Origin of the sequence: Saccharopolyspora antimicrobica (assembly GCF_003635025.1) — a bacterium.
In the GTDB taxonomy this organism is placed as follows: Bacteria; Actinomycetota; Actinomycetes; order Mycobacteriales; family Pseudonocardiaceae; genus Saccharopolyspora; species Saccharopolyspora antimicrobica.
Map to the genome: position 1 here is coordinate 6065590 of NZ_RBXX01000002.1, position 22358 is coordinate 6087947.

Below are 22358 nucleotides of genomic sequence, written 5' to 3' on the forward strand. Positions count from 1 at the left end.
AGGGCTGCTCATCCCGCGTCCGCAGCGGCCGCGATCCCGGCGCAGATGGCGGCGACGTCCTCGTCGCTGCACACGTACGGCGGCATGGTGTAGATCAGGTCCCGGAACGGGCGCAGCCACACGCCTTCGGCCAGACCCGCTTCGGTCGCCTTGACCACGTCGACGGGGTGGTCGAGCTGGACCACGCCGACCGCACCGAGAACGCGCACGTCGACAGCGTCGATCCCGTGCAGCGCCTGCAATCCGGTGTTGATCCGCCGCACGTCGGCGGCCCAGCCGCCGGTGCTCAGCAGATCCAGGCTGGCCGAGGCGACCGCGCAGGCCAGCGGATTGCCCATGAAGGTCGGCCCGTGCATGAGAACGCCGGAATCGCTGGCCGACAGGCCGCGGGCGACCTCCGCCGTGCACATCGCGGCGGCCAGCGACAGGTAGCCGCCGGTGAGCGCCTTGCCCACGCACAGCACGTCGGGAACCACCCCGGCGGCTTCCGCGGCGAAAAGCGTGCCGGTCCGGCCGAAACCGGTGGCGATCTCGTCGAAGACCAGCACCAGGCCGTGCTCGTCGGCGACCTCGCGGAACACCGCCAGGCATTCGGCGGGGTAGGGGTGCATCCCGCCCGCGCCCTGCAGCAGCGGCTCCACGATCAGCCCGGCGAGCCGGTCGGCGTGCTCGGCGGCCAGCGCCCGGAAACCCGCTGCCCACGCGGCGACATCGCCGCCCAGGCCGGGCGGGCGCTCGCCGAAGACCTGCTCCGGCAGCACCCCGGACCACATCGCGTGCATGCCGCCGTCGGGATCGCACACGCTCATGCAGTCGAAGGTGTCGCCGTGGTAGCCGCCGCGCACGGTGAGGAACCGGGTCCGCCCCGGCCGGCCGGCGCCGCGCTGGTACTGCAGCGCCATCTTCATCGCCACCTCGACGCTCACCGAGCCGGAATCGGCGAGGAAGACGCGGTCGAGCCCCTCCGGCGCGAGGTCGATCAGGCGCCGGGCCAGCTCGACCGCCGGTTCGTGGGTCAGCCCGCCGAACATCACGTGCGCCATCCGGTCGAGCTGGCGGCGCACCGCCTCGTCGAGCACCGGGTGCCGGTAGCCGTGGATGGCCGACCACCACGACGCCATCCCGTCCACCACCTCGCCGACGCCGTCGAGGCGGATGCGGCTGCCCGCGGCCCCGGTGACCAGGCGGGTCGGTGCCGGATCGGTCATCGAGGTGTACGGGTGCCACAGGTGCTCGCGGTCGAAGGCGAGCAGTTCCGCCGCGCTCATCAGGCGTTCGGGAGCAGGTCGGTGCCCGCGCCGCGTCGCCGGATCACCGGGTCGGCCGCGCGCTGCGCGAGGTCCTCCTCGGAGCCCTGCACGACGAAACCGCTGTCGCGGATCATCTCCAGGTCCGCCTCGGCGGCCTGGCCCTCCGAGGTGAGGTAGTCGCCGAGGAAGATCGAGTTGGCGACGTGCAGGGCGATCGACTGCAGCGAGCGCAGGTGCATCTCGCGACCGCCCGCGATGCGGATCTCCCGGTCCGGGCAGACGAAGCGCGCCATCGCCAGGATCTTCACGCAGCGGGTCGGGGAGAGCTCCCAGGTGTTCTCGAACGGGGTGCCGTCGAAGGGCATCAGGAAGTTCACCGGGATCGAGTCCGATTCCAGGTCCCGGAGTGCGAACAGCGCCTCGACGAGCTGCTCATCGGTCTCGCCGAGCCCGGCGATCAGGCCGGAGCAGGGCGAGATCCTCGCGCCCTTGGCCTTCTCCACGGTGTCCACGCGGTCGGCGTAGGTGTGGGTCTGGACGATGTTGTCGTGGTGGCTCTCGGCGGTGTTGATGTTGTGGTTGTAGGCGTCCACACCGGCGTCCTTGAGCCGCTCGGCCTGGCCCTCCTTGAGCAGCCCCAGGCAGGCGCAGACCTCGACGCCGGGGTGCTCCCGCTTCAGCGCCCCGACCACCTCGACCACCTTGTCGATGTCCCTTGTGGACGGTCCGCGTCCGGAGGCGACCAGGCACACCCGGCTGGCGCCGCCGCCGAGCCCCGCCCCGGCCTGCGCGAGGGTCTCGGCCTCGGAGAGCCACGAGTACTTCAGGATCGGCGCGCTGGAGCCCAGCGCCTGCGAGCAGTAGTTGCAGTTCTCCTGGCAGAGGCCGGATTTCAGGTTCACCAGGTAGTTCACCTTCACCGCGTTGCCGAAGTGTGCGCGGCGCAGCCGGGCGGCCGCGGCGACGACGGACATCAGCTCGGCGTCGTCGGCGCGCAGCACCGCGAGGGCGTCCGCCGGGGTGGCCGGGGTGCCGGCGAGGACCGCGTCGGCGAGCTGGTGGAAGTGGGCGCTCATCGCTTCTCCGGATTGTCGAACCTGAACAGCGTTCACCTGAACGGCGTTCAGGCTAGACTGGGCGGGTCGATCGGTCAACGGGAGGTTCCGGGTGCGCTACCACCGCAGCGACGTCGTGGCCCGCGCGATATCGGTGCTCGACGAGTACGGGCTGGAGTCGCTGACGATGCGGCGGCTGGCCACCGAACTCGGCGTGCAACCGAGCGCGCTCTACCACCACGTGCCCAACAAGCAGACGCTGCTGGCCGCGGTCGCCGACGAGATCCTGCTCCGGGGCAAGCGGCCCCGCCGCGCCGAGCGCTGGGACCGGCGGGTGGTCGAGATCTGCAGCGAGCTGCGGGACGCGATGCTGGCCTACCGCGACGGCGCCGAAGTCGTGGTCACCGCGCACACCTTCGGCCTCGGCGCCGGCGAACCCGCGGGCCAGCTGCGCGCTGCGCTGCGCGACGGCGGCCTGTCCGAGGACGTGGTCGACGTCGGCACCCGGGCCCTGCTGCACCTCGTGTTCGGCCACACCGTGGAGGAGCAGATGGCGCTGCAGGCGGCCAGCGCCGGAGCGATCAACCACGCACCCGGCGGCCCGGCGGACTTCGAGCGCGGGCTCGACCTGGTGCTGGACGGCCTGCGAGCCAGGGTCAACGGCTGACGTCATCACCTCACCGGGTGGTCTTGGCCCGGTGGCGGCGGAATGTGCCGCCGCGACGGTGCGGCGTGGGGCATCGTGGGCGCGGGGCTGACCTGGACAGATCCGGCTGCCCGCCCGCCGAAGCCCGAGAAGACCGCGAAGGACACCCGCGCCGTGAACAGCGTCAACGAAGCGCTGCAGCTCTACCCGGAGCTCGCGATCCTGGTCGGCATCCAGACGCTGTGGACCTTCTGGATCCTGACCGATCCGCTCGGGCGCCCGGAATGGCTGGTCGGCGTGGTGAGCTGGCCCGAGCACAGCGACGCGCTCTGGATCGCCGACCGGCAGCACGCGCTGGCCGCCCGGCTGCTGGTGGCCACGCCCTCCGGCGGGATCGTCTGGCAGTCCTCGGGCACGCTGGCGGCGACCATCGACGCGCTGAGCAACCTCCCGGCTCCCGGCACTCCCGGCGCGCCGTGCGAGGTCCTCAAGCCCGGGCCGTTCTGGCCCCCGGCCCGGCTCTGCTGATCAACCCCAGGTGGTCGCCGCGGCCAAGGCGATCGTCGCGCCGTCCGGGTCGGTGATCGCCAGCGCCTCGCCGAGCAGCGGGTGGTCGAACCGGTCGGCGATCTCGGCGCCCACCTCGGCGACCAGCTTCTCCGCCACGGTCAGGTCTTCCACCGCGAAGTAGCACAGCCAGCCCCAGGCCGCCGCGACCTGCCGGTCCGTCCTGGTGGCGAGCGGCCGGTCGTCGACCAGGTACTCCGCGCCGCCGGCGGTGGGACGCACCGCCCAGTTCAGCGTCCCGGCCCAGAATGCGTCGGCCCGGGCCGGATCGCTGGTGGCCAGCTCGATCCAGCAGGGCTCGCCCGGGCGGGGTTCGGGGGCCAGCGGGCCGTGCTGGGCGCGGCCCTTGGCGATCCGGGCCAGCGCGTCGTCCGGGCCGGTGAGCGCGCAGTTCGGGGAGCTCCCGGCGAACACCGGCCGCCAGCCCGGCAGCTCGCCCGCGCGGGGCTTGCGGATCGTCGCGCAGCGGCGGTTGCCGACCCAGCAGTCGAAACCGCGACCGGTCGGGTCCGGGTTCCAGTCGAGCAGCGCGCGGTAGCGGACCGCGGAAGCCACCGGGTCCGGGCTGATCAGGTCGACGCGGCGCAGGCCGCGGACCACGGGTCGTGCGGGCACGGTCGACACCTCGTCACCGCTGGGGACCAACCCATCCTGGTCACCTCCCGAGCCCCGCACAAGCCTCCGTTCGCCCTCACCGCAGCCGTTCCAGCTCCACGGCCACGTCCACCACCTGCGCGGCGAGCTTGCGCAGCTCGCCGTGGTCGGCGGTGTCGTCGACCGCGGTGACCACGTCCTCGGCGGCGCAGCGCAGCTGGAACAGCCGGTCCTGCAGGTCCGCCAGCTCCGCGGCGGAGAGCACCACCGCGTCCTCCGGCAGCCCGCCGCGCTGCACCGCGGTGCGGCGCTCGTAGGCGCGCTGGCGGCAGGACTGCGCGCAGTACAGGCGTGGACGCCCCTGGCGGCCGGCCTCCGGAACGCGTCGCCCGCACCAGGCGCAATGCCGGATCTGCCGCTGGCGCCGGGAGGGCTGGTCAGAGATATCCACGATCGGTCACGTTAGTCAAGGGCCCCGCCTGCGCGATGCAGGCACGCCGATCGGGCAGAGTTGTCCGGTGTGACGCATCCTTTCCTGCTCGGCCCCCGGCCCCGCGCCTTCGCTCACCGCGGGTGGCACCTCGGGGAGCTGCACGACCTGGAGAACTCGCTGAGCGCGTTCCGGCGCGCCGCTGAGGAAGGCTTCCACTACATCGAGACCGACGTGCACGCCACGGCCGACGGCGTGGTGGTGGTCAACCACGATCCGACGCTGGATCGCACCAGCGACGGTCGCGGCACCATCCGGCGGCTGCCGTGGTCGGCCGTGCGCACCGCGCGGATCGGCGGCCGGGAGCCGGTGTGCTCGCTCGACGAGGTGCTGGAGGAGCTGCCGGAGGTCTTCTTCAACATCGACGTCAAGGAGGACTCGGCGGTGGAGCCGGTCCTGCGGACGCTGCGCGCGCACAAGGCCTGGGACCGGGTGTGCTTGGCCTCCTTCGCCGAGCAACGGCTGGCCCGGCTGCGGCGCGCCGCCGGGCCCGAGCTGCTGACCTCGACCGGGAAGCGGTCGGCCGGGTTGCTGTGGCTCGGTTCGCGGTGGGGCGGCTGGCCGCTGCGCTCGCTGGTCGCCGGGGGTGCGGCGCAGGTGCCGCAGGGGTTCGGCGGGGTGCGCGTGATCGACCGCCGGTTCATCCGGCAGGCGCACCGCTGGGGGATCGAGGTGCACGTCTGGACCGTCGACGACCCCGGCGAGATGCGGCAGCTGCTCGACGCCGGGGTGGACGGGCTGGTCACCGACCGGCCCGACCTGCTGAACCAGGTGCTGCGCGAGCGCTTCGGCGAGCCGCAGTCGGAGGTGAGCGGATGAGTACAACTACGCAATGTCCCCGCTCGGGCCTCCACCGTGTTCGATCGAGCCAGTAAGGTCCGGTTACCCCCAATCGAGTGACATTGGCTTCGGAGGACCGAACGGATGAGCGTGATGGGCAGCGACGTGGCACCGGACGCCGCGCAGCGGCGCCGGGAGCAGCGTGGTTGGTGCTGGTACGACTGGGCCAACTCGGTGTTCCCGACCTCGGTGTCGACGGTCTTCCTGTCGCTCTACCTCACCGCGGTGGCCACCTCGGCGGCCAAGGCGGACACCGAGCGCAACGGCCTGAACCCGTGCCCCGGCGGCAACGCGCTGGTGGACTGCGACATCTCGGTCTTCGGGCTGAGCTTCCCGGCAGGATCGCTGTGGGGGTACCTGCTGTCGGTGGCCACCGTCGTGCAGGTGCTGGTCCTGCCGATCACCGGGGCCATCGCGGACCGCTCCAGCAACAAGCGGCTGATGCTGGCCGTGCTGGCCTTCGGCGGCGCCGCGACCACCGCGCTGCTGGCGCTGGTCGGCGGGCAGAACTGGCAGCTGGGCGTGGTGCTGTTCATCCTCGCCAACATCTGCTTCGGCGCCTCGGTGGTGGTCTACTACTCGTTCCTGCCGGAGATCGCCAACGCCGATGAGCGGGACATGGTCTCCACCAAGGGCTGGGCCTTCGGCTACTTGGGCGCCGGCGTCGCGCTGGCCCTGCACCTGGTGATCTACCTCTTCCACGACTCGTTCGGCATGGACTCCGACGCCGCCGTGCGGGTGATCTTCCTGTCCTCGGGCGTGTGGTGGGCGGCGTTCACGCTGCTGCCGCTGGCGGCGCTGCCCCGGCGCCGCACGCCGGAGGGCGAGCAGGCCGCCGCGCCTCGCCCGACGACGACCGTCATGGAGGGCTTCAAGCAGCTGAAGAGCACGCTGCGCGAGGCCAAGCACTTCCCGCTGACCCTGGCGTTCCTGGGCGCCTACTGGATCTTCACCGACGGGATCGCCACCGTCGTCCAGGTCGCGCCGCAGTACGGCAACCTGGAGCTGAAGCTGCCGCAGGACGCGCTGATCGTCACCGTGCTGATCGTGCAGTTCATCGCCTTCATCGGCGGCATGCTGCACGGCCTGCTGGCCAAGTACATCGGCGCCAAGAAGACGATCCTGATCAGCCTGTCGATCTGGCTGGTCGTGGTCGTCACCGCCTACTTCGTGCAGGCCGGGCAGGAGATGCAGTTCTACGGCCTGGCGGTGGGCATCGGCCTGGTGCTCGGCGGAACGAACGCGCTGTCCCGTTCGTTGTTCAGCCAGATGGTGCCACCCGGTCGGGAGGCGGAGTACTTCTCGCTGTACGAGATCGGGGAGCGCTCCACCTCTTGGCTGGGGCCGCTGGTGTTCGCAGGCGTCGGGCAGGCCACCGGGTCGTTCCGGCTGGCCATCATCTCGCTGGTGCTCTTCTTCGCCGTCGGCCTGCTGCTGGTGGCGCTGGTGCCGGTGCGGCGGGCCATCGAGGCGGTGGGCAATCCCGCGCCGAAGGTGCTCTGAGAGCGCTGTCGGTGAAGCCGTCCGCTGAACGACCCCTGAGCAGCGCAACCACCGACGAGCTCGGGGAGGACGGCGGGTCACACTGCGGAGCGCACCTGTCGGGTGACGCTCCGCATCCGCTCTGCCGTTCCGGTGCCGTTGCTCCAAGCTGGTGATGGGGGAGTTGGGCCCGCACGGCGTGTTCGGTATATGCCGGTACGCTGCGTCGTGAAAGCGGGGAACGAAGTGCAGCTACATTCCGTTACTTCTTTTCCGAGGCCCTGCTCCGTCCGTGGCGTGATCTATGTCCCACTCTCGACGTTTTCCCTGGATGTGGTTTAGCCAGAGTGGCTCAACATCTGGCACTATCACCCGTTCGAACGCACCTATAGATTGCCAGTGGGATAACGCGTCACGAACGCGGACCGACTGCATCTCTAGGGAGAAGGCTGTCGTTGACGGGTGAACAACGTCACCGACGGCAACCAGAAGCATGACACCGGGAACAGACGACGGGGCGCCCGTCGTTGCACACGGTGAGCACAACCGCCCGGGCTCGGCCCCGGGCCGAAGTGAAAGGAACCGTCATGGCCGACCGCGTTCTGCGTGGCAGCCGGCTCGGAGCAGTGAGCTACGAGACCGATCGCAACCACGACCTCGCACCGCGCCGGACGGTGCGCTACGCCTGCCCCAAGAGCCACGAGTTCGAGGTGCCGTTCTCCGACGACGCCGAGGTGCCGCCGACCTGGGAGTGCCGTCTGCACGGCACCGAGTCGAAGATCATCGACGGCAACGAGCCGGAGCAGAAGAAGGCCAAGCCGCCGCGCACCCACTGGGACATGCTCCTGGAGCGACGCACCATCCCGGAGCTCGAAGAGCTGCTCACCGAGCGGCTGGACCTGCTGCGGGCGCGCCGAGGCCGCTGACCCCGGAAGCACGACGGCAAAGCGCCTGGGACCCACCTCCCAGGCGCTTTGACGTGCTTGCCGAGCTGTGCGGTCAGCGGCGGAGGGAGCGCAGGACTCCCGCCGCTTGGTGGGCCCGTCGGCGCAGGCCCCACTTGGTCACCCGCACCAGGGCTTCGCGGACCACTTCGGCATCCATCTTGGACGTGCCGGCTTCGCGCTCCACGAAGGTGATCGGCACTTCCACCACCACGAAGCCCGCCTCCACCGCGCGCCACGCCAGGTCCACCTGGAAGCAGTAGCCCTGCGAGGCGACGTCGTGCAGCCGGACCGTCTCCAGCACCTCGCGCCGGTACACCCGGAAGCCGGAGGTGATGTCGTTGATGGACACCCCCAGCGCCAGCTTCGAGTAGGTGTTCGCGCCGCGGGAGAGCAGCGCCCGGTACCAGGGCCAGTTCACCGTCCGCCCGCCGGTCACGTAGCGCGAGCCCAGCACCACGTCGGCCCCGGTGCCGTCCGGTCCGAGCATGCCGATCAGCCGGGGCAGGTCCTCCGGCGCGTGCGAGCCGTCCGCGTCCATCTCGATGATCGCGGCGTAGTCGCGGGCCAGCGCCCAGTCGAAGCCGGCCACGTAGGCCGCGCCCAGCCCGGCCTTCTCGGTGCGGTGCAGCACGTGCACCCGCTCGTCCTCGGCGGCCAGCCGGTCGGCGATCTCACCGGTGCCGTCCGGGCTGCCGTCGTCGACGACCAGCACGTGCGCCGCGGGCAACGCGGCGGACAGCCGGCGCACGATCGGTTCCAGGTTGTCCCGCTCGTTGTAGGTCGGGATCACCACCAGCACCGCGTCGGGGCTTGGCCGGGTCGACATCCATGTCCTCCTAGCCGGTCGCGCGGACCGGCCGTGCGTTTCGGTCGGGTGTTGTCTCGGCGGCGGGCTCAGCCGCGGCGGGGCCGCCACCAGGTGGCCACCAGCGCGCCCACCGCCAGCGCCACCAGCGCCCACGTCGTCGCGGATCCGAGCTGGGTGGCCACCGTCAGCGTCGAGCGCAGCGGCACCTCGGCGATCAGATTCTGCGCGGTGAACTGCTCGGTCTGCTCGCTGACGGACCCGTCGGGCCGCACCACGGCGCTCACGCCGCTGGTCGAGGCCACCACGACGGCGCGCCCGTGCTCGACCGCGCGCAGCCGGGCCATCGCCAGCTGCTGGTAGCTCATCTCGGAGTAGCCGTACCAGGCGTTGTTGGTGGGCAGCGCCAGCACGGTCGCGCCCTGCTGCACCGCGCCGGTGTACACGTCGTCGTAGGCGACGTCGTAGCAGATGCCCACGCCCACCTGGATGCCGCCGACGTTGAGCAGTCCTGGCTCGTCGTCCGGAACCATGTCCTGCGGGAAGCGGTCCACGAACGGGCTGACCTCGCGCGCCAGCGAGCGCATCGGGATGGTCTCGGCGAACGGCACCAGGTGCTGCTTGACGTAGCGGTCGCCCGCGCCGGTGGCCGGATCCCACTGGACGATCTGGTTGCGCAGCGAGCCGTCGGCGTCCTTGCCGAGACCGCCCACCACCAGCGGCACGCCGAGCTGCGCGGCGATGGCCGAGAGCTCCGGGTCGGTCCGGGCCGGCCCCCAGCTGCCGACCTGCTCGGGCAGCACGACGAAGTCCGGCTGCGGCATCCGCCCCGCCTGCACGTCGGCGACCAGCTTCTTCGCGGCCGCGATGTGGTTGGCCTTCAGCGTGCCGTCCTCGTAGAGCAGCCCGAGCCCGATGTTGGGCGCGTTGCCCTGCACGATCGCGACCCGTGCGGTCCCGCCCTCCGCGTCGGTGCCGATGAACGGCGACATCACCGCGCCACCGATGACCGGCACCAGGACCACGGCCAGCGGAGCGGCCCAGTTGCGCCGTGCGCGCAGCCGGAAGGCCAGTTCCGCGAGGCCGCCGCCGATCAGGGCGACGGCGAAGGAGACCAGCGCGCTGCCGCCGAGCGCGGCCAGCGGCAGGAGCATCCCGGTGTCCTGGGTGAAGGCCAGCCGGCCCCACGGGAAGCCGCCGAAGGGCACGCTGGAGCGCAGCACCTCGAAGGCGAGGAACATCGCGGCCATCCACACCGGACCGCCGGGCAGCCTGCTGACCCGCGCCATCCCGGCGCCGGCGAGGCCGACGAACAGCGCCTCGACCGCTGCCACGCCCAGCCACGGCCACGGGCCGAAGTCGGCGCCGAGGAAGTCCTGCAGCCAGCCCAGCAGCGGCATCAGGAACGAGAAGCCGAACAGCAGGCCGTAGCCGAACCCGGCGCGGGCGCTGCGGTGCCGGATCACCGCGGCGAACAGCGCGAACGCGATCGGCGCCAGCCACCACAGCTCCCGGGGCGGCGATCCGGCGTAGAGCGCGAACCCGGCCGCGACGGCCGCCAGGACGCGCAGCGGCCAGGCTGATCGACCTCTGGTTCTGCTGCGATCCGGCCGGGCGGTGCGCTGCGGACGAGTCGTGGGGGAAGCCAAACGATCAACCTTCTAGGTGCCGCGTGCCGGCCGGGCCGGAACGCCGAACGTCGTGCCGAACGAGGTGCGCGAACGGTCGGCGCGCACTTGACAAATGTACGCCGGGGCACGACAGGCACGGGGCAAGGGCGGCTGATCAGGTGGTGCTGGAGCCAGGCGGGTGCGTCCGGCCGGCAGGTGGGCCATGCTGGAGCGCCAGTCGATCTAGGAGGTGCTCCGTGACGGAAGAGCTCGGTGGTGGCCGGCACCCGGTCATCGCGCTGCACGGGTGGTTCGGGTCGGGAGCCGCCTGGCGGCCGGTGCACCCGCACCTGGACGGCAGCCGGTTCCGGTACGTCTTCCCGGACTACCGCGGCTACGGCAGGCGGATCGGCGAACCCGGCGAGCACACCCTCGCCGAGGCCGCGCAGGACGTGCTGGCGCTCGCCGACGAGCTGGGCTTCGACCGGTTCTCCATGATCGGCCACTCGATGGGCGGCGCGGTGATGCAGCGCGTGCTCGCCGACGCGCCGGAGCGGGTGCGGGCCTTGGTCGGCATCTCGCCGGTGCCGGCCAGCGGGGTGCCGTTCGACGAGCAGGGCTGGGAGCTGTTCACCGGTGCGGTGGCCGAACCCGGCAACCGCCGCGCCATCCTCGACCTGACCACCGGCAACCGGCTCACCGGCGTGTGGCTGGACGCGGCCGTGCGCCACTCCCTGGCGCACTCCGACCGGCGGGCCTTCGGCGACTACCTGGAGGCGTGGGCGAAGGCCGACTTCCACGCCGAGATCCAGGGCAACCCGGTGCCGGTGAAGGTGATCGTCGGTGAGCACGACCCGGCGCTGGGCGCGGCGACCATGCGGGCGACCTTCCAGCAGCACTACCCGAACTGCGAGCTGGAAACCCTGACCAACGCCGGGCACTACGCGATCGACGAGACGCCGATCGCGCTGGTCACGAGCATCGAGAGGTTCCTCGCCGCCGTCGAGGACTGAGCCGCCGTCGAGTTCGATGACTTGCCGGATCCCGGCCGACACGAAGCGTTACGCTGGGCGCTGGTGATCTTCGGCGCGAGAGGGGCGGGCGATGACCGGGGACGTCGGCGGTGACAACCGCTTCGACGGCGAAGCGGAGAACGTCGTGCAGGCGCGCGACATTCACGGCGACGTCCACTTCCACGCGCCCGAATCGCCCAACCCGCCGCCGAAGCAGGTCCCGCTGCCGAGCCGGTTCTTCACCAACAACGAACGGCAGCTCGCCGAGATCGGCGAGTTCCTGCGGCCGGGCGCCGATTCCGGGCAGCGGCCACCGGGAGTGGTGGTCGTGCAAGGTCTGCCGGGCAGCGGGAAGAGCGAAACCGCCTACCAGTGGGCCCACGACCACCGCGACCACTACCCGGACGGCGCGTTCTACGCCCGGCTGGCAGCGGGAACGGACGAGCCCGGGCTGGTGAGCGAGGCGCTGCACCAGTTCCTGGTCGCCGTCGGCTACAAGACGGCGGAGCTCCCGGCCGGTCTGGACGCCCGCTCGAACCTGTTCCGGTCCTGGAGCAGCAGCAAGAAGGTCGTGGTCGTGATCGACGACGCGATCACCGCGGCGCAGGTCGTGCCCCTGCTGCCGGGCGAGGGGAACTCGGCGGTGCTGGTGACCGAGGCGCGGTCGTTGAGCGCGCTGCGGGTTCGCGCGGGCGCGGAGTTCGTGCCGCTCGATCCGCTGACCGACGATGCCGCGCGGCTGCTGGTGTCCCGCATCGTCGGCGGGGCGAAGGACTTGAGCGGGGAGGCCGATCAGGTCGACCGGCTGATCGAGCTGTGCGAGGGGCAGACGATCGCGCTGTGCGTCGCCGCCGCGGAAATCGCCAGCAGTCCCGCGCGGCCGGTGGCCCGGCTGGTCCGCGAGCTGTCGAAGGAAGGGCAGCTCCTGGGGCGGCTGTCGCGCGATGCGGATCTGTCGGTCAAAGCCGTGTTCAACACCGCGGTGGCACGCCTCGACGCGGAGGCGCGGCAGCTGTACGCGGCGTTCGGGCAGCACCCGGGCGCCGGTGAGGTGAGCTTGGCGGCGTTGGCGGCGGCCGTCGAGCACGACGAGGACGACGTGCGGGAAGTGCTGGACCGGCTCACCTCCGCGCACCTGATCCGCGAGGTCGCCGAGGACCGCTACTTCGCCTACAGCCTGGTCCGCGAACACGCCCGCGAACTCGGCGGGTCCGCTGTGCGCGAGCGCTTCACCGAGTTCTACGTCCGCCGCGCCCTGGCCGCCGGACACGCGGTCCGGCCGAACCGGGGATGGCTGGAAGCGCTGTGGCCGGGCTTCGAGCCCGAGCCGGTCGACGTCGGCGAAGCACGGGAGTGGCTGGCCGCCGAGCGGGCCAACCTGCGCGCAGTCGCCAAGCGGCTGCACGAGACAGGCTCGGAGCAGCTCTGCCAACTGGCCGTCGCGCTGTGGCCGTTCCAGGAGCAGGGCAAGCACATCGACGACATGGACGTGATCAACGGGCACGCCGCCGACGTCGCCGGTCATCGCGGGCTGACCTTCGCCGCCGGACTCGCGTTGATCCAGCGGGGCTTCGCATTCCAGGCGCGCGGGGAATCGGACAAGGCCGCCGAGCTGTTCGCCGAAGGCGAGGAGAAGGCCCGCGCGATCTCCCGGGACGACCTGGCCGCCACCGCCGTGGAATCGCTGGGAATCAGCTTGCGGAACCAGGGTGACCGCCACGGTGCGCGCACTGCGCTGGAGCGCAACCTGGAAATGGCGGAGCGGCTGGCCGATCCGCGACGATTGGCGCTCGCCCGGATGCACCTGGGATCCGTCGCCGAGGCCCAGCGCGGTGAGCACTTGCTCGATCAGGCACTCGCCGAATTCGCCGCCGAGCCCTACAACGCCGCGAAGACCCGCATGTGGCGTGGGCGGCGGCGCACCGAGCAGGAGCGCTACGACGACGCGAAGGCCGACCTGGGCGCTGCGCTGGAGTACATGACCGCGCACGCCCACCACTTCGACCGGGCGCAGGTGCTGGTCGGTCTCGGCGACAACGCGTGTGCCGCAGGCGATTCCGAGGCGGCGCAGGAGCACTACCTGGAGGCCGCGACGATCTGCCGGACCCGGGGCTTCGCCGAGCTGGGCGAGCAGGTGCGCGTCCGGCTCGATCAGTCCTCGAAGGACAGCTGAACCGGCTCGGTGCGCGGGCCCAGCTGGAGCTGCTCGGGGAGCTCGTGCGGCGTGCGGCCGGAGCACAGCCAGGCGTGCACGACGGCGGCGCACGCCGGGCCGAGGTCGTCGGCGCCCTGGAACCGAACCACGGGCTGGTCGGTGCCGCTGATGATCCAGTCGCCCGCGCGGTCCCGCGTCGCGGCGAGCAGGCAGCCGGGCAGGCGGGACAGCGAAGCGCTGATCCACCGCAGCGGATCGTCGTAGCGGTCGTCGTGGACGAGGACTTCGGCCAGCTCCAGCCATCGCCGGTCCGGTTCGTCCGCGCAGGTCACGAGAACTCCTCCGGAGACCGCCGGTTCGTCCAGCGCCGTCGCCGGGAATCGCGTCACGGACGCGGACCGGTCGGCCAGCCGCACCTGGATCAGCTGGCTCCCGGCTCCGGGCGGTTGCGCGGCCGGGAGTGGGACTGCGGCAGAATCCGCCGGGACAGGCGGTTCCGGCAGGTCCAGGCGGGTGTAGATCTCGGCGCGCAGCAACGCCGCCGACCGGCCCGGCTCGGACGTTGCGAGCTCGGTGATGTGGGAGTGCTCGGCCGGTGAATGTCCCGCGATCGCCGCGTCGACCTGCCCAGCCAGGGGTGCTTCCGGATCCAGGCGCGGCGCGGTTCGCAGGAGGGCTGCGATCGGCGAAGCCGGGTCGACGGTCTCCTCCGGCCAGGTGGCGAGCAGGACCGGCGTGCCCAGCGCGGCCGAGTAGAACGTCACCGATCCGTGGTCGCCGATCGTGACATCAGCTGCCACCAGCGCGGCCCGCCAGCCCTCCTCCGGTGGCAGCACCACCACGCCTGCCCTGGCGCACTCGGCCAGCCACATCCGCACCTGCCACGGCGAATGGCCGTGCCAGATGTTCGGGTGCAGCGCCACCACGACGCGGTACTCGTCCAGCGGCAACTGGCGGGCGAGCCGCAGGACCAGCGACGGGTGCCTGCCGAACAGGGACGCCTGGCCCCAGGTGGAGGAGACCGCGACGCAGCGCTGGTCAGGACCGATTCCGAGCCGGTTGCGGTAGGAATCGCGCAGCGGGCGGCTGGCCAGCATCCGGTCGAAGCAGGGATCGCCCGCGACCAGCGCGGCCGGGAGGGCTTGCGGGCAGTAGCGTGCGAGGCGGTCCCGCTGCTCGTGGTGCGACAGGACCGCGACCGAGGGAACTACCTCGCCCTCGTGCAGCAACCACGCATCGGAAAGACCGAAGACCGGATTTCCTGGAGTTTCCTGGAGTTTCCCGGAGTTTCCCGGAGTTTCCCGGAGTTTCCCGGAGTTTCCCGGAGTCGAGGAACTTATTGTATCCCATTCCGTGCGGCAGAACGATCAACGGCGCCCGGACCTCGTGCAGCGCTCCGCCGTAGCTGGCCGAGACGGCGAGGTCGAACTCGCCGCGCACCGCCTGCTCCCAATCGATCGGCGTGATGCCGCGCTCGCCGAGGAAGTCGGTGGTGCCGGTGGTGAAGGCGCTGGACCCGATGCACGTGAACACCGTCTGGATCCGCAGGTCGCCCGCCCAGTGCGGCACCACGTCGAGCAGGCGGGTGGCGGCCGTGACGTTGTGCACGATCACCAGCACGCGCCGGGTGGTCGAGGCGGTCCGCCACCGCCTGCCGGGCGCGCCGATCAGCAGTTCGTCCCACTCCAGCGCCACGGTGATCATCCTATCGGCCGGGTGCGCTTACCTGATCGCGGGAATTCGGCCGCCGCCTCGCGGGGTGGCGCGCCCGCCGCGGCGCGGTGGACCTACTGTTCTGGCGTGCAGAAGACGATCAAGCCGTCCTGGCGCATGACCACCGCGGTGCTGGCCGCCGCCCTGATCGGCGCGGGTGCTCCCACCGCCTACGCCGCGCTCGGAGAGGAAGCACCGGCGCCGAACGGGCGCGGCGCGCCCTTCGTGGAGACCAGCCTGCTGTTCGGCACCGTCCGCCCCGACGGCGGGCCGCCGGTCACCGACGAGCAGTTCCACTGGTTCATCGACGAGGTCGTCACGCCGCGGTTCCCGGACGGGCTCACCGTGCAGGACGGCTACGGCCAGTACCGCGACGCCAACGGCGTGATCGAGCGGGAGCGCTCGTTCGAGCTGATCCTGCTCTACCCGGTCGGCGAGTACCGGGACAGCGACCCGAAGATCGAGCAGATCCGCGCGGAGTACGTCGCGCGCTTCGCCCAGGAATCGGTGGCCCGGGTCGACGACCGTGCCGCCGTGGACTTCTGAGGCATCATCGGCCGTGATAGGTGAAGGCCGCCCAGTGCGCCGGGGTCGCGGGGTCGGTTTCGGCGAAGTACCGGGCGAGCTCGTCCGGTACTCCGGGGATCGGCCGGCGGTGCGGGTCCAGCATCCACAGCTGCGCGGCGCGCAGGGCGTCGGCGGGTTCCGGGAAGCCGTCGTTGAGGTGGTGGTGGAAGACGATCATGAACATCGCGGTCACCAGGTCGTCGATCTCCCACCGGGTGCCGACCACCCCGCCGGCTCCGGCGGCCAGGAACGCGGTGGCCAGGGTGAGGACCTCGTCGTGCTGGCGTCCGGTCAGGTCGCTGGAACAGGCCGCCAGCACGACCAGCGCGCCGTGCGGACCGCTCTTGTGCCGCAGGATCTCCCGCACCGGCAGTGACCGCCCGGAGCCCAGCCGCAGCGCGGAGTCGACCGGGAGCTCGGCCGGAGTGGCGTGGCAGCCCAGGTGCAGCATCGTCGTCCCGGGCAGCGCGGCAAGCACGTCATCCGGCGTCGGCACCGATCGCCCGCCCGGACGACCGAGGTAGTGGCCGTGCCCGTAGTGCGCGGCGTGGATGTGCCCGATCTCGTGGCGGGTCCAGTACAGGTCAGGAGTGCGGACCAGGACCGGGTGGTCGGCGAAGCGCGGTGCCGGGCGCCGGGCCGCCTCGACGAACTGGCGCGCCGACGCCGCATAGCCGATGACGGCGTCCTGGCACGCGAAGCGGAATCGTCCGTTCGCGAGCGGCTTTCGCGCCGCGTGCCACGGGACGAGGTTGAGCTTCCCGGTCGGCACCAGCACGATTCGCGGCTGCTCGCCGCCGAGCCAGTCCAGCAGGGGACCGATCGCGGCTGTCCACGCCCAGTCGCACAGGTTCTGCAGCGCGGCCTGCCACGGCTGCTGCACGGCCTCGCCGATGCGTGCGCGTTCGCGTTGCAGCAGGTCGAAGTGCTGGACCGGGTCCCGGTCGCGCAGCGCGGCGAGTGGCAGGTGGTGGAGCCGGCCTTCGTCGGTGATGACCACGGCTTCCCCGGCGGTGAGGTAGACAAGTGCGCGAGCGCTGCGGGCGCGCAGTGCGGTGCTGATCTCCTCGGCGCTCGGCGGGGAGAGAAGTTCCTCTTCCGCGGCAGTGCCTTTCAGCGCGCGCTGTGCGGCCAGTCGCAGATCGCTGGGCAGCTGGAGCTGTGCCGGGCTGCTCCGGTCGGTTCCGGAATCCCAGGGCTGCTGCTGATCGACTTCGGCGTGCCAGCGCTCGGCCAGATCCGGGTGACCGCTGCTGCGCAACAGATCCGGCATCGTCGCCGCGGAGGTGGCGGCGTGCAGGACCATGCCGCGGCCGAGTTCCAGCGCCTGCACCGCGGACTCCAGATCGCCCGCGCGCAAGCAGCGTTGCACCGCTACGGGGGAACCGCCGGCAGCGGACGAAGCGACCTTCATCGCCCGCTGCGGGCTCGACTGCAGCAGCACGCCCCGGGCACGTGCCCGCAGCGCTTCCAGACCGGTCTCGATCGCGCGACGCCGTTCGCCGCGTTGCTCGTAGTTGGCGGCCAGCACGGCGAAGTTGGCCGCCAGCGCTTCGCTGTTGCCCGGCGGGCGCTCCCGGAGCATGCGCTCCAGCCCGTCGATCGCCGAGTCCAGCGCATCGTCGGAGGTGCGGTGCCAGGAGCGGGCCTGGCGTGCGTAGGCCAGCAGCTGGACCGTGAAGTACTCCAGCTCCTTCGGCAGGTCCGGCTGCCTGCTCACCGCGTCGAGCGCGGCCAGGCCTTCGTCGGCCAGTTCCACATCGTCGGCGACCAGCCCGGAGGCGGCGCAGAGCACCGCCGCACCGGCGACCTCGATGGCTCGTTCCGCGTCGGATTCCGGGAGCTGCTGGGCTGCCACGAGAGCGCGGCGCGCGGCGGCGAGGCCGGCCGGGTCCGGTGGCGCGGAGTCGGGCCGGAACTCCCGTGGCCGCAGCAGGCGCAGCGAGATGACGCACCTGGTCACCCACCGGGCGTAGTGCTCCGGCATCTCGTCGCCGACCGCGGCGTGCAGCTTGCTCATCCCGGCCTCGGGATCGGTGATCTGCTCGGACTCCACCTCCGCCAGCCACGCCGCGAGCCCGGGCAGGCGCTGCTGGGCTTCGAAGGAGTAGTACTGGGCCGCGTCGGCGTCTTCGCGGTTGCCGGACAGGAAGAACCGGGTCACCAGCATCTTGCCCAGGACCGGGACCATGTCGGCGCGGATCTCGTCATCGGGCGCCAACAGCTCGTCCGCCCGGCGCACGTGGTCGAGCGCGTCCTGGATCGTTTCGAGCGGATGACCCATGCCGTACTCGGCGCTGAGGGCGAGCAGCGCGTGGCTGATGCCAGATGCGGTTTCGACCTCCGGGTACCGCTGCGTCACGTGCTGGGCGATCTCCTTGGCCCTCGCCAGTGCGGCGTGGTCGCCGCGCTGGGCCTGCACGATCAGGATCGCGGCCTGCGCGATCAGCTCCTCGGCGCGCTCGGCGGAACCTTCGGGCAGCGCCTCGATCCGCTGCTCTTGCCGGCTGAGCAGCCGCGCCAGATCGCTGGTGCCCAGGTTCTCCGGGGACCGCATCCGGAACAGCAGGAACATGTCGTGCAGCGGCGAATCGGCGGGCAGGCCCTCGGACGCGGAGGTGAGCAGCTGCTCGATCCCGGCGTCGTCCTGGCAGGTCTGCAGGCCTGAGGTGACCGCGTGGATGGCGTCGAGTTCGGCGGAACTCAACTCGTCACCGGCCGCCATGGCCAGATCACGCAGGACCGGGGCCATGTCGTCGTGCTGATCGGGAGACCAGGCCAGCAGCCGGACAGCGGCGAGCTCATCGCCACTGGCGCTGGACATCGCCGCCAGGTGCTGCTGAACCTCGGGCAGCACGGTGTGGTCCACGTAGCGGTAGAGCTCGTCCGTTTCGGGCTCTTGTCCGCGCATGGCGGCGGGGACGTCGCGGTAGAGCAGGAGAGCCGCGAGCGCGGCGTGGCAGTCGTCCTGCGTGCGCGGATCGTCCCAGCTCAGCGCCTCGGTGAAGGCCTCGACGGCCAGCCGGTGGTCTTCCGCTGTGCCACCCATCTGCAGGAACCGCAGCTGGTACATCGAGGCCCGGAACATCCACGTCCGGCGGCGGGCGGTGCCGTCCGGCACTCCGGCCAGCGCGGCGTCCAGCAGCTCGATCGTCTCGGCGACATCCGCCGGATCGCGCGTGCTCAGGGCGAGTTTGGCGTTGATGAAACCGCACTGCGCGAAGAACTCGGCCCGCTCCGCGTCATCTGCTGGCCGCAGGTCACGCAGGATCTCCGCGGCCCGGCGCAGGTCTTCCTGCGAGTCGCGGGCCGCGTGGGCGATCGCGAGCTGGAGGTGGGCGCCGGCCTGCTCCGGCTGGAGCGCCACCAGAGCTCCGGCGATCTCGATGGACCGGGCGGAATCCTGGCCGGTCAGCTCGGTGCGCTGCAGCAGAAGTGCGTTGAGCTGGAGCAGGATGGCGAAGCTCGCCGGGCCACCGCCCAGTTCGACCAGTTTCCGCCGCAGTTCGGCGATGCCCTCGTCCAGCCCGGCGGGCAGGTCGTCCGCAGGCGGGTCCGACGCCAGCGCGGCCCGGAGGGCGACGAGTTCGTGGCGGTGCGGAGCGTGCTCGTCGGTCGCACCGATGATCACGCCCAGGTCCCCGGCCAGGACGTCCCAGTCCTGCTGGGTGGTTTCGGCTCCCTGCCCGGCGATGACGTTGATGCGGATCCCGGCGGCACTCGGGTCAGCGGCGGCTTGGGGGGACAGCGCGTCGAGATGTGCGCGCAGCGCGGCGGCCGGTGCGGCGCGGACGTATTCCACCGCCTGCTGCTCCGACCACGGCACGGCGTTGCGCGCGTCGGGCGGGAGCTGCTCGGCCACGATGAGGTTGACCAGTTCGAGGTGGCAGTGGTCGGCCAGTTCCGGCGGGATGCCGGGCTGGGCCAAGAACGCGGTGAGGGTGTCGACGGCGTACCGCAGATCGCTGTTCGGACCGCCCATCGTGCGGAACCGCGCCGAGCACAGCTTGGCGCGGTGGAACTGGATGCCGCGCCGCAGCTGCTCATCGGTGCTCAGCGCGAACGCGGCGTCGAGGTCGGCGACGGCCTCCGCTGCGCAGTCCGGGTCGCCCAGCACGATGGCGGTGTCCGCGCAGAACATCCCGCCGCGGGCCCGGATCTCCACGTGCATCGGCAGCTCGTCGTCGAGTAGCGGGCGCAGCTCCCGCAGGTACACCAGAGCGGTCCGCACGGCTTGCTCGCCGTGGTGGTTCGCGCGAGCCCACTGCGCCATGGCGAGGTGGAGCAGCGGCAGGGCGCGGGCGGGGGAGTCGGCGGGGAGTGCATTGTTCAGCGCGTCGGCGATGCGGATTGCTTCGACCGGATCCTCGCCGGTCAGCTGGCCGCGCTGCAACAGCAGCTCGACCAGTTCGACGGAGGCGCGGTAGGCCTGCTCGTCGTCGGCTTGTCGCGCCAGCGCCTCGCGTCGCGCGGCGATGGCTTCGGTGAGCCCGGTCGGAACCTCGGTCATCGTGCCCCCTGCGGAGTGGCCCGATCACCGAGACTAGCGCGCGCCGAACTCCTCCGGAGCCGTTTCGTCCACAGTGGTCGTTTGCCGGGTTCGTCCGCGACTACTCGCCGGCCTCGCCGTCGGCGAGTTCGCGCAGGAGGTCGAGGTGGCCGACGTGCCGGGCGGTCTCCTGGGTGACGTGGGCGAGGATCCACCGGATCGTCCGCTCGCCGTCCGCGGCCAGGCCGTCCGGGCTCAGACCGGCGAGCGCGCAGGTGGAGCGCTCCCACTCCGCCTCGTAGGCGGCGATGACGGTCCGCGGCGAGTCCGCGGCGGTGAGGTTCCACGACGGATCGGGGCTGCCCTCCCACAGGGACGGCAGCGGGGCGCCGGCACCGACGATCGAGATCCAGTGCCGTTCCACGGCGGTGAGGTGCTTGATCACGCCGAGCGCGGTCGTCCGGGGCGAGGTGGCGATGGGTGCCGCGGCGGCGAGCTCGGGGCTGAGCCCGTCGACCTTGCCGACGGCGGTGTGCCTCAGGAACTGCAGGAACTCCTGGGAGAGCCGCAGTTCATCGGTCGCGTCCTCATCCGGCCAGCGCCGGTGGCGGATCGTCACCGCGGTGCTCCTCCGTTCGCCGTGCTCGCCGCCGGGACTGTAGTCGGTGGCGGCTGGGGTTCGGCACTCGATGCCGCGTCGCACCGCCGGATTTCGGATGGGGGATCTGTGCTGGACGGAGAGCCGCGGGCACCGGCAGGTGTCTGGGCGGATCGGGTGCTGCGGTTGTCGACCGGGGCGTGCTCCTTCGACGGCATCGCGGCCGGTGCGGCGAAGGACCAGTTGCGGTCCTGCCGGAACCTTCGTCGTGGGCACCGACGGACGGCCCGAATCCGGTCTGTGGTCCTACGGAGCCGTCGATCTCGCCTTCCACGACGGCTTGGAACACTTCGGGGTAGGAGGACCCGCACGTCCAGATCACGGTCGACGCATCCTGTGGCCGGGGATGACTGGCGCGCAGCTCGTGGGTGCGCTCCGGGCCGACGGCACCGCCTGGTCGGTCCGGTCCCTGGCGGTGTTCGAGCACACCGCCAGGGACCGGTCCTCATGGCCTGCAGTCCGATCCCTGGGAACCTGCTGGTCCCGGCGAGATGATCCTGATCGCTTCGAGCGCCGCTTTTCGTGATGCGGCGCTACTTGGTGGGACGGCGGGAGATCGCGACGCCGATGAGGCAGATCGCGCCGCCTGCCAGCGCGTAGAGCGTGGGCGTTTCGCCGAGCAGCAGCCACGACATCAGGATCGAGACCACCGGTGCCACGTAGGTGGTCGAGCTGAGCTTGCCCGCGCTCATCCGGCTCAGTGCGTAGGACCAGGTGGTGAAGCCGATCGCGGTGGGGAACAGTCCCAAGTAGATGGTTCCGAGGATCGCGTTCGGCGGTGCCGTCCGGAGCTCGTCGAGCAGCTGCGGGGCCCAGGGCAGGAGCACCGCCGTGGCGACCAGGCAGCCCAGCCAGAGCCCGATCAGGCCGTCGACGCCCCGCAGGGTGGCCTTCTGGACCAGCACTCCCGCCGCGTACAGGACGGCCGCGACCAGGCACAGCACCACGCCGAGCCAGTCGCGGTGACCGGCCGAGCCGAGGGCGATGAGCGAGAGCCCGCCCAGAGCGACGAGAGACCCGATGATCAGCACCTTCGGGTAGCCCTCGCCCAGGAACAACCCCGCGCCGAAGGCGATCAGCAGCGGTGCGGTGTTCACCAGCAGCGCGGCGGTTCCCGCGTCGATGTGCTGCTCGGCGGCGTTGAGCACCACCGTGTAGCCGGCCAGCCAGAGCACCGCGTACACCGCGACCAGCAGCAACGTCCGGCGCGACTTCGGCAGCCGCGGCGCGCCGCGGAACCGGATCAGCACCAGCAGCGAGAGGGCGAGGGCCGCGACGGCGAGGCGCATCAGGGCCATCGGCGCGGGCGAGAGGGAATGCCCGATGTTGCGGATGGCCACGAAGGCGGATGCCCACAGCACGATGGTCACGGCGACGGCGGCCGTCGCCTTCCAGCGTTCGGTCGAGGGAGGAGCGTCGAGGGTCCGGGTCTGAACGGTCACGCTGGCCATCGTCACCAGCCCGAGAAGAAAGGACA

Annotated in this window: 18 protein-coding genes; 8 read left to right on the plus strand and 10 right to left on the minus strand. The window is 71.5% G+C overall.

Annotated elements, in window-relative coordinates:
* Window positions 1-8: 8 nt before the first annotated feature.
* Together ATL45_RS28875 and bioB are read right to left on the minus strand one after the other, a co-directional pair.
* The gene (locus tag ATL45_RS28875) at window positions 9-1268 is read right to left on the minus strand and encodes an adenosylmethionine--8-amino-7-oxononanoate transaminase (RefSeq protein ID WP_093156708.1); all 1260 of its coding nucleotides are present in this window, start codon (window positions 1266-1268) and stop codon (window positions 9-11) included.
* Window positions 1268-2326: a biotin synthase BioB gene (gene bioB / locus ATL45_RS28880; protein ID WP_093156706.1), complete on the minus strand. Its 1059-nt coding sequence runs from the start codon at window positions 2324-2326 to the stop codon at window positions 1268-1270. Before bioB ends, ATL45_RS28875 begins: the two co-directional genes overlap by 1 nt.
* A gap of 91 nt (window positions 2327-2417) precedes the next feature.
* Here bioB and ATL45_RS28885 point away from each other — a divergent pair, with 91 nt between their 5' ends.
* Window positions 2418-2972 (plus strand): TetR/AcrR family transcriptional regulator C-terminal domain-containing protein, encoded by a 555-nt coding sequence (locus tag ATL45_RS28885; protein WP_093156705.1) that lies wholly within the window; start codon window positions 2418-2420, stop codon window positions 2970-2972.
* A gap of 42 nt (window positions 2973-3014) precedes the next feature.
* Entirely contained in the window at window positions 3015-3479 is a 465-nt protein-coding gene (locus ATL45_RS28890; RefSeq protein ID WP_093156703.1) for a hypothetical protein, read from the plus strand.
* On the opposite strand, the gene ATL45_RS28895 is transcribed toward ATL45_RS28890, so the two are convergent.
* Together ATL45_RS28895 and ATL45_RS28900 are read right to left on the minus strand one after the other, a co-directional pair.
* Complete coding sequence (locus tag ATL45_RS28895; protein ID WP_246025605.1) at window positions 3480-4133, minus strand: VOC family protein; 654 nt, start codon at window positions 4131-4133, stop codon at window positions 3480-3482.
* 76 nt (window positions 4134-4209) lie between these two features.
* Window positions 4210-4563, minus strand: a complete 354-nt coding sequence (locus tag ATL45_RS28900; protein ID WP_246025606.1) for a hypothetical protein — start codon at window positions 4561-4563, stop codon at window positions 4210-4212.
* Window positions 4564-4632: 69 nt separating this feature from the next.
* Between ATL45_RS28900 and ATL45_RS28905 the strand changes: the two genes are divergently transcribed.
* The 3 genes from ATL45_RS28905 (at window position 4633) to ATL45_RS28915 (ending at window position 7850) form a co-directional block, all read left to right on the plus strand.
* Entirely contained in the window at window positions 4633-5421 is a 789-nt protein-coding gene (locus ATL45_RS28905; RefSeq protein WP_093156873.1) for a glycerophosphodiester phosphodiesterase family protein, read from the plus strand.
* Between the two features lie 105 nt (window positions 5422-5526).
* Complete coding sequence (locus ATL45_RS28910; RefSeq protein WP_093156700.1) at window positions 5527-6945, plus strand: MFS transporter; 1419 nt, start codon at window positions 5527-5529, stop codon at window positions 6943-6945.
* A 566-nt stretch (window positions 6946-7511) separates the two neighbouring features.
* On the plus strand, window positions 7512-7850 hold the full coding sequence (locus ATL45_RS28915; protein ID WP_093156699.1) for an RNA polymerase-binding protein RbpA: 339 nt from the start codon (window positions 7512-7514) through the stop codon (window positions 7848-7850).
* Between the two features lie 73 nt (window positions 7851-7923).
* Here ATL45_RS28915 and ATL45_RS28920 read toward each other — a convergent pair whose 3' ends face one another.
* Window positions 7924-8697, minus strand: a complete 774-nt coding sequence (locus ATL45_RS28920) for a polyprenol monophosphomannose synthase (RefSeq protein ID WP_093156697.1) — start codon at window positions 8695-8697, stop codon at window positions 7924-7926.
* A gap of 68 nt (window positions 8698-8765) precedes the next feature.
* Window positions 8766-10325 (minus strand): apolipoprotein N-acyltransferase, encoded by a 1560-nt coding sequence (gene lnt / locus ATL45_RS28925; RefSeq protein ID WP_170210384.1) that lies wholly within the window; start codon window positions 10323-10325, stop codon window positions 8766-8768.
* Between the two features lie 218 nt (window positions 10326-10543).
* Here lnt and ATL45_RS28930 point away from each other — a divergent pair, with 218 nt between their 5' ends.
* On the plus strand, window positions 10544-11299 hold the full coding sequence (locus tag ATL45_RS28930) for an alpha/beta fold hydrolase (protein WP_093156696.1): 756 nt from the start codon (window positions 10544-10546) through the stop codon (window positions 11297-11299).
* A 91-nt stretch (window positions 11300-11390) separates the two neighbouring features.
* Window positions 11391-13472 (plus strand): tetratricopeptide repeat protein, encoded by a 2082-nt coding sequence (locus tag ATL45_RS28935; protein ID WP_093156694.1) that lies wholly within the window; start codon window positions 11391-11393, stop codon window positions 13470-13472.
* Here the strand turns inward: ATL45_RS28935 and ATL45_RS28940 are convergent.
* Entirely contained in the window at window positions 13451-14683 is a 1233-nt protein-coding gene (locus ATL45_RS28940; protein WP_093156693.1) for a CDP-glycerol glycerophosphotransferase family protein, read from the minus strand. The genes ATL45_RS28935 and ATL45_RS28940 overlap by 22 nt on opposite strands.
* Before the next feature lie 571 nt (window positions 14684-15254).
* Here ATL45_RS28940 and ATL45_RS28945 point away from each other — a divergent pair.
* Complete coding sequence (locus ATL45_RS28945; RefSeq protein WP_246025607.1) at window positions 15255-15713, plus strand: DUF3574 domain-containing protein; 459 nt, start codon at window positions 15255-15257, stop codon at window positions 15711-15713.
* A 4-nt stretch (window positions 15714-15717) separates the two neighbouring features.
* On the opposite strand, the gene ATL45_RS28950 is transcribed toward ATL45_RS28945, so the two are convergent.
* The 3 genes from ATL45_RS28950 to ATL45_RS28960 all read right to left on the minus strand — a co-directional run bounded on the left by ATL45_RS28950 (window position 15718) and on the right by ATL45_RS28960 (window position 22332).
* Window positions 15718-20244 carry a CHAT domain-containing protein gene (locus tag ATL45_RS28950; RefSeq protein ID WP_093156691.1) on the minus strand — a complete coding sequence of 1509 codons (4527 nt, stop codon included), beginning with the start codon at window positions 20242-20244 and terminating at the stop codon, window positions 15718-15720.
* A gap of 100 nt (window positions 20245-20344) precedes the next feature.
* Entirely contained in the window at window positions 20345-20842 is a 498-nt protein-coding gene (locus ATL45_RS28955) for a mycothiol transferase (RefSeq protein WP_093156868.1), read from the minus strand.
* A gap of 572 nt (window positions 20843-21414) precedes the next feature.
* Window positions 21415-22332, minus strand: coding sequence for a DMT family transporter (locus ATL45_RS28960; protein WP_093156866.1), 918 nt, complete (start codon window positions 22330-22332; stop codon window positions 21415-21417).
* Window positions 22333-22358: the final 26 nt, after the last annotated feature.

Coding starts and splice junctions, on each gene's coding strand:
- ATL45_RS28875 (WP_093156708.1), bottom strand. CDS start 1,268: ATGAGCGCGGCGGAACTGCTCGCCTTCGACCGCGAGCACCTGTGGCAC.
- bioB (WP_093156706.1), bottom strand. CDS start 2,326: ATGAGCGCCCACTTCCACCAGCTCGCCGACGCGGTCCTCGCCGGCACC.
- ATL45_RS28890 (WP_093156703.1), top strand. CDS start 3,015: ATGTGCCGCCGCGACGGTGCGGCGTGGGGCATCGTGGGCGCGGGGCTG.
- ATL45_RS28910 (WP_093156700.1), top strand. CDS start 5,527: ATGAGCGTGATGGGCAGCGACGTGGCACCGGACGCCGCGCAGCGGCGC.
- ATL45_RS28915 (WP_093156699.1), top strand. CDS start 7,512: ATGGCCGACCGCGTTCTGCGTGGCAGCCGGCTCGGAGCAGTGAGCTAC.
- ATL45_RS28920 (WP_093156697.1), bottom strand. CDS start 8,697: ATGTCGACCCGGCCAAGCCCCGACGCGGTGCTGGTGGTGATCCCGACC.
- ATL45_RS28935 (WP_093156694.1), top strand. CDS start 11,391: ATGACCGGGGACGTCGGCGGTGACAACCGCTTCGACGGCGAAGCGGAG.
- ATL45_RS28950 (WP_093156691.1), bottom strand. CDS start 20,244: ATGACCGAGGTTCCGACCGGGCTCACCGAAGCCATCGCCGCGCGACGC.
- ATL45_RS28960 (WP_093156866.1), bottom strand. CDS start 22,332: ATGGCCAGCGTGACCGTTCAGACCCGGACCCTCGACGCTCCTCCCTCG.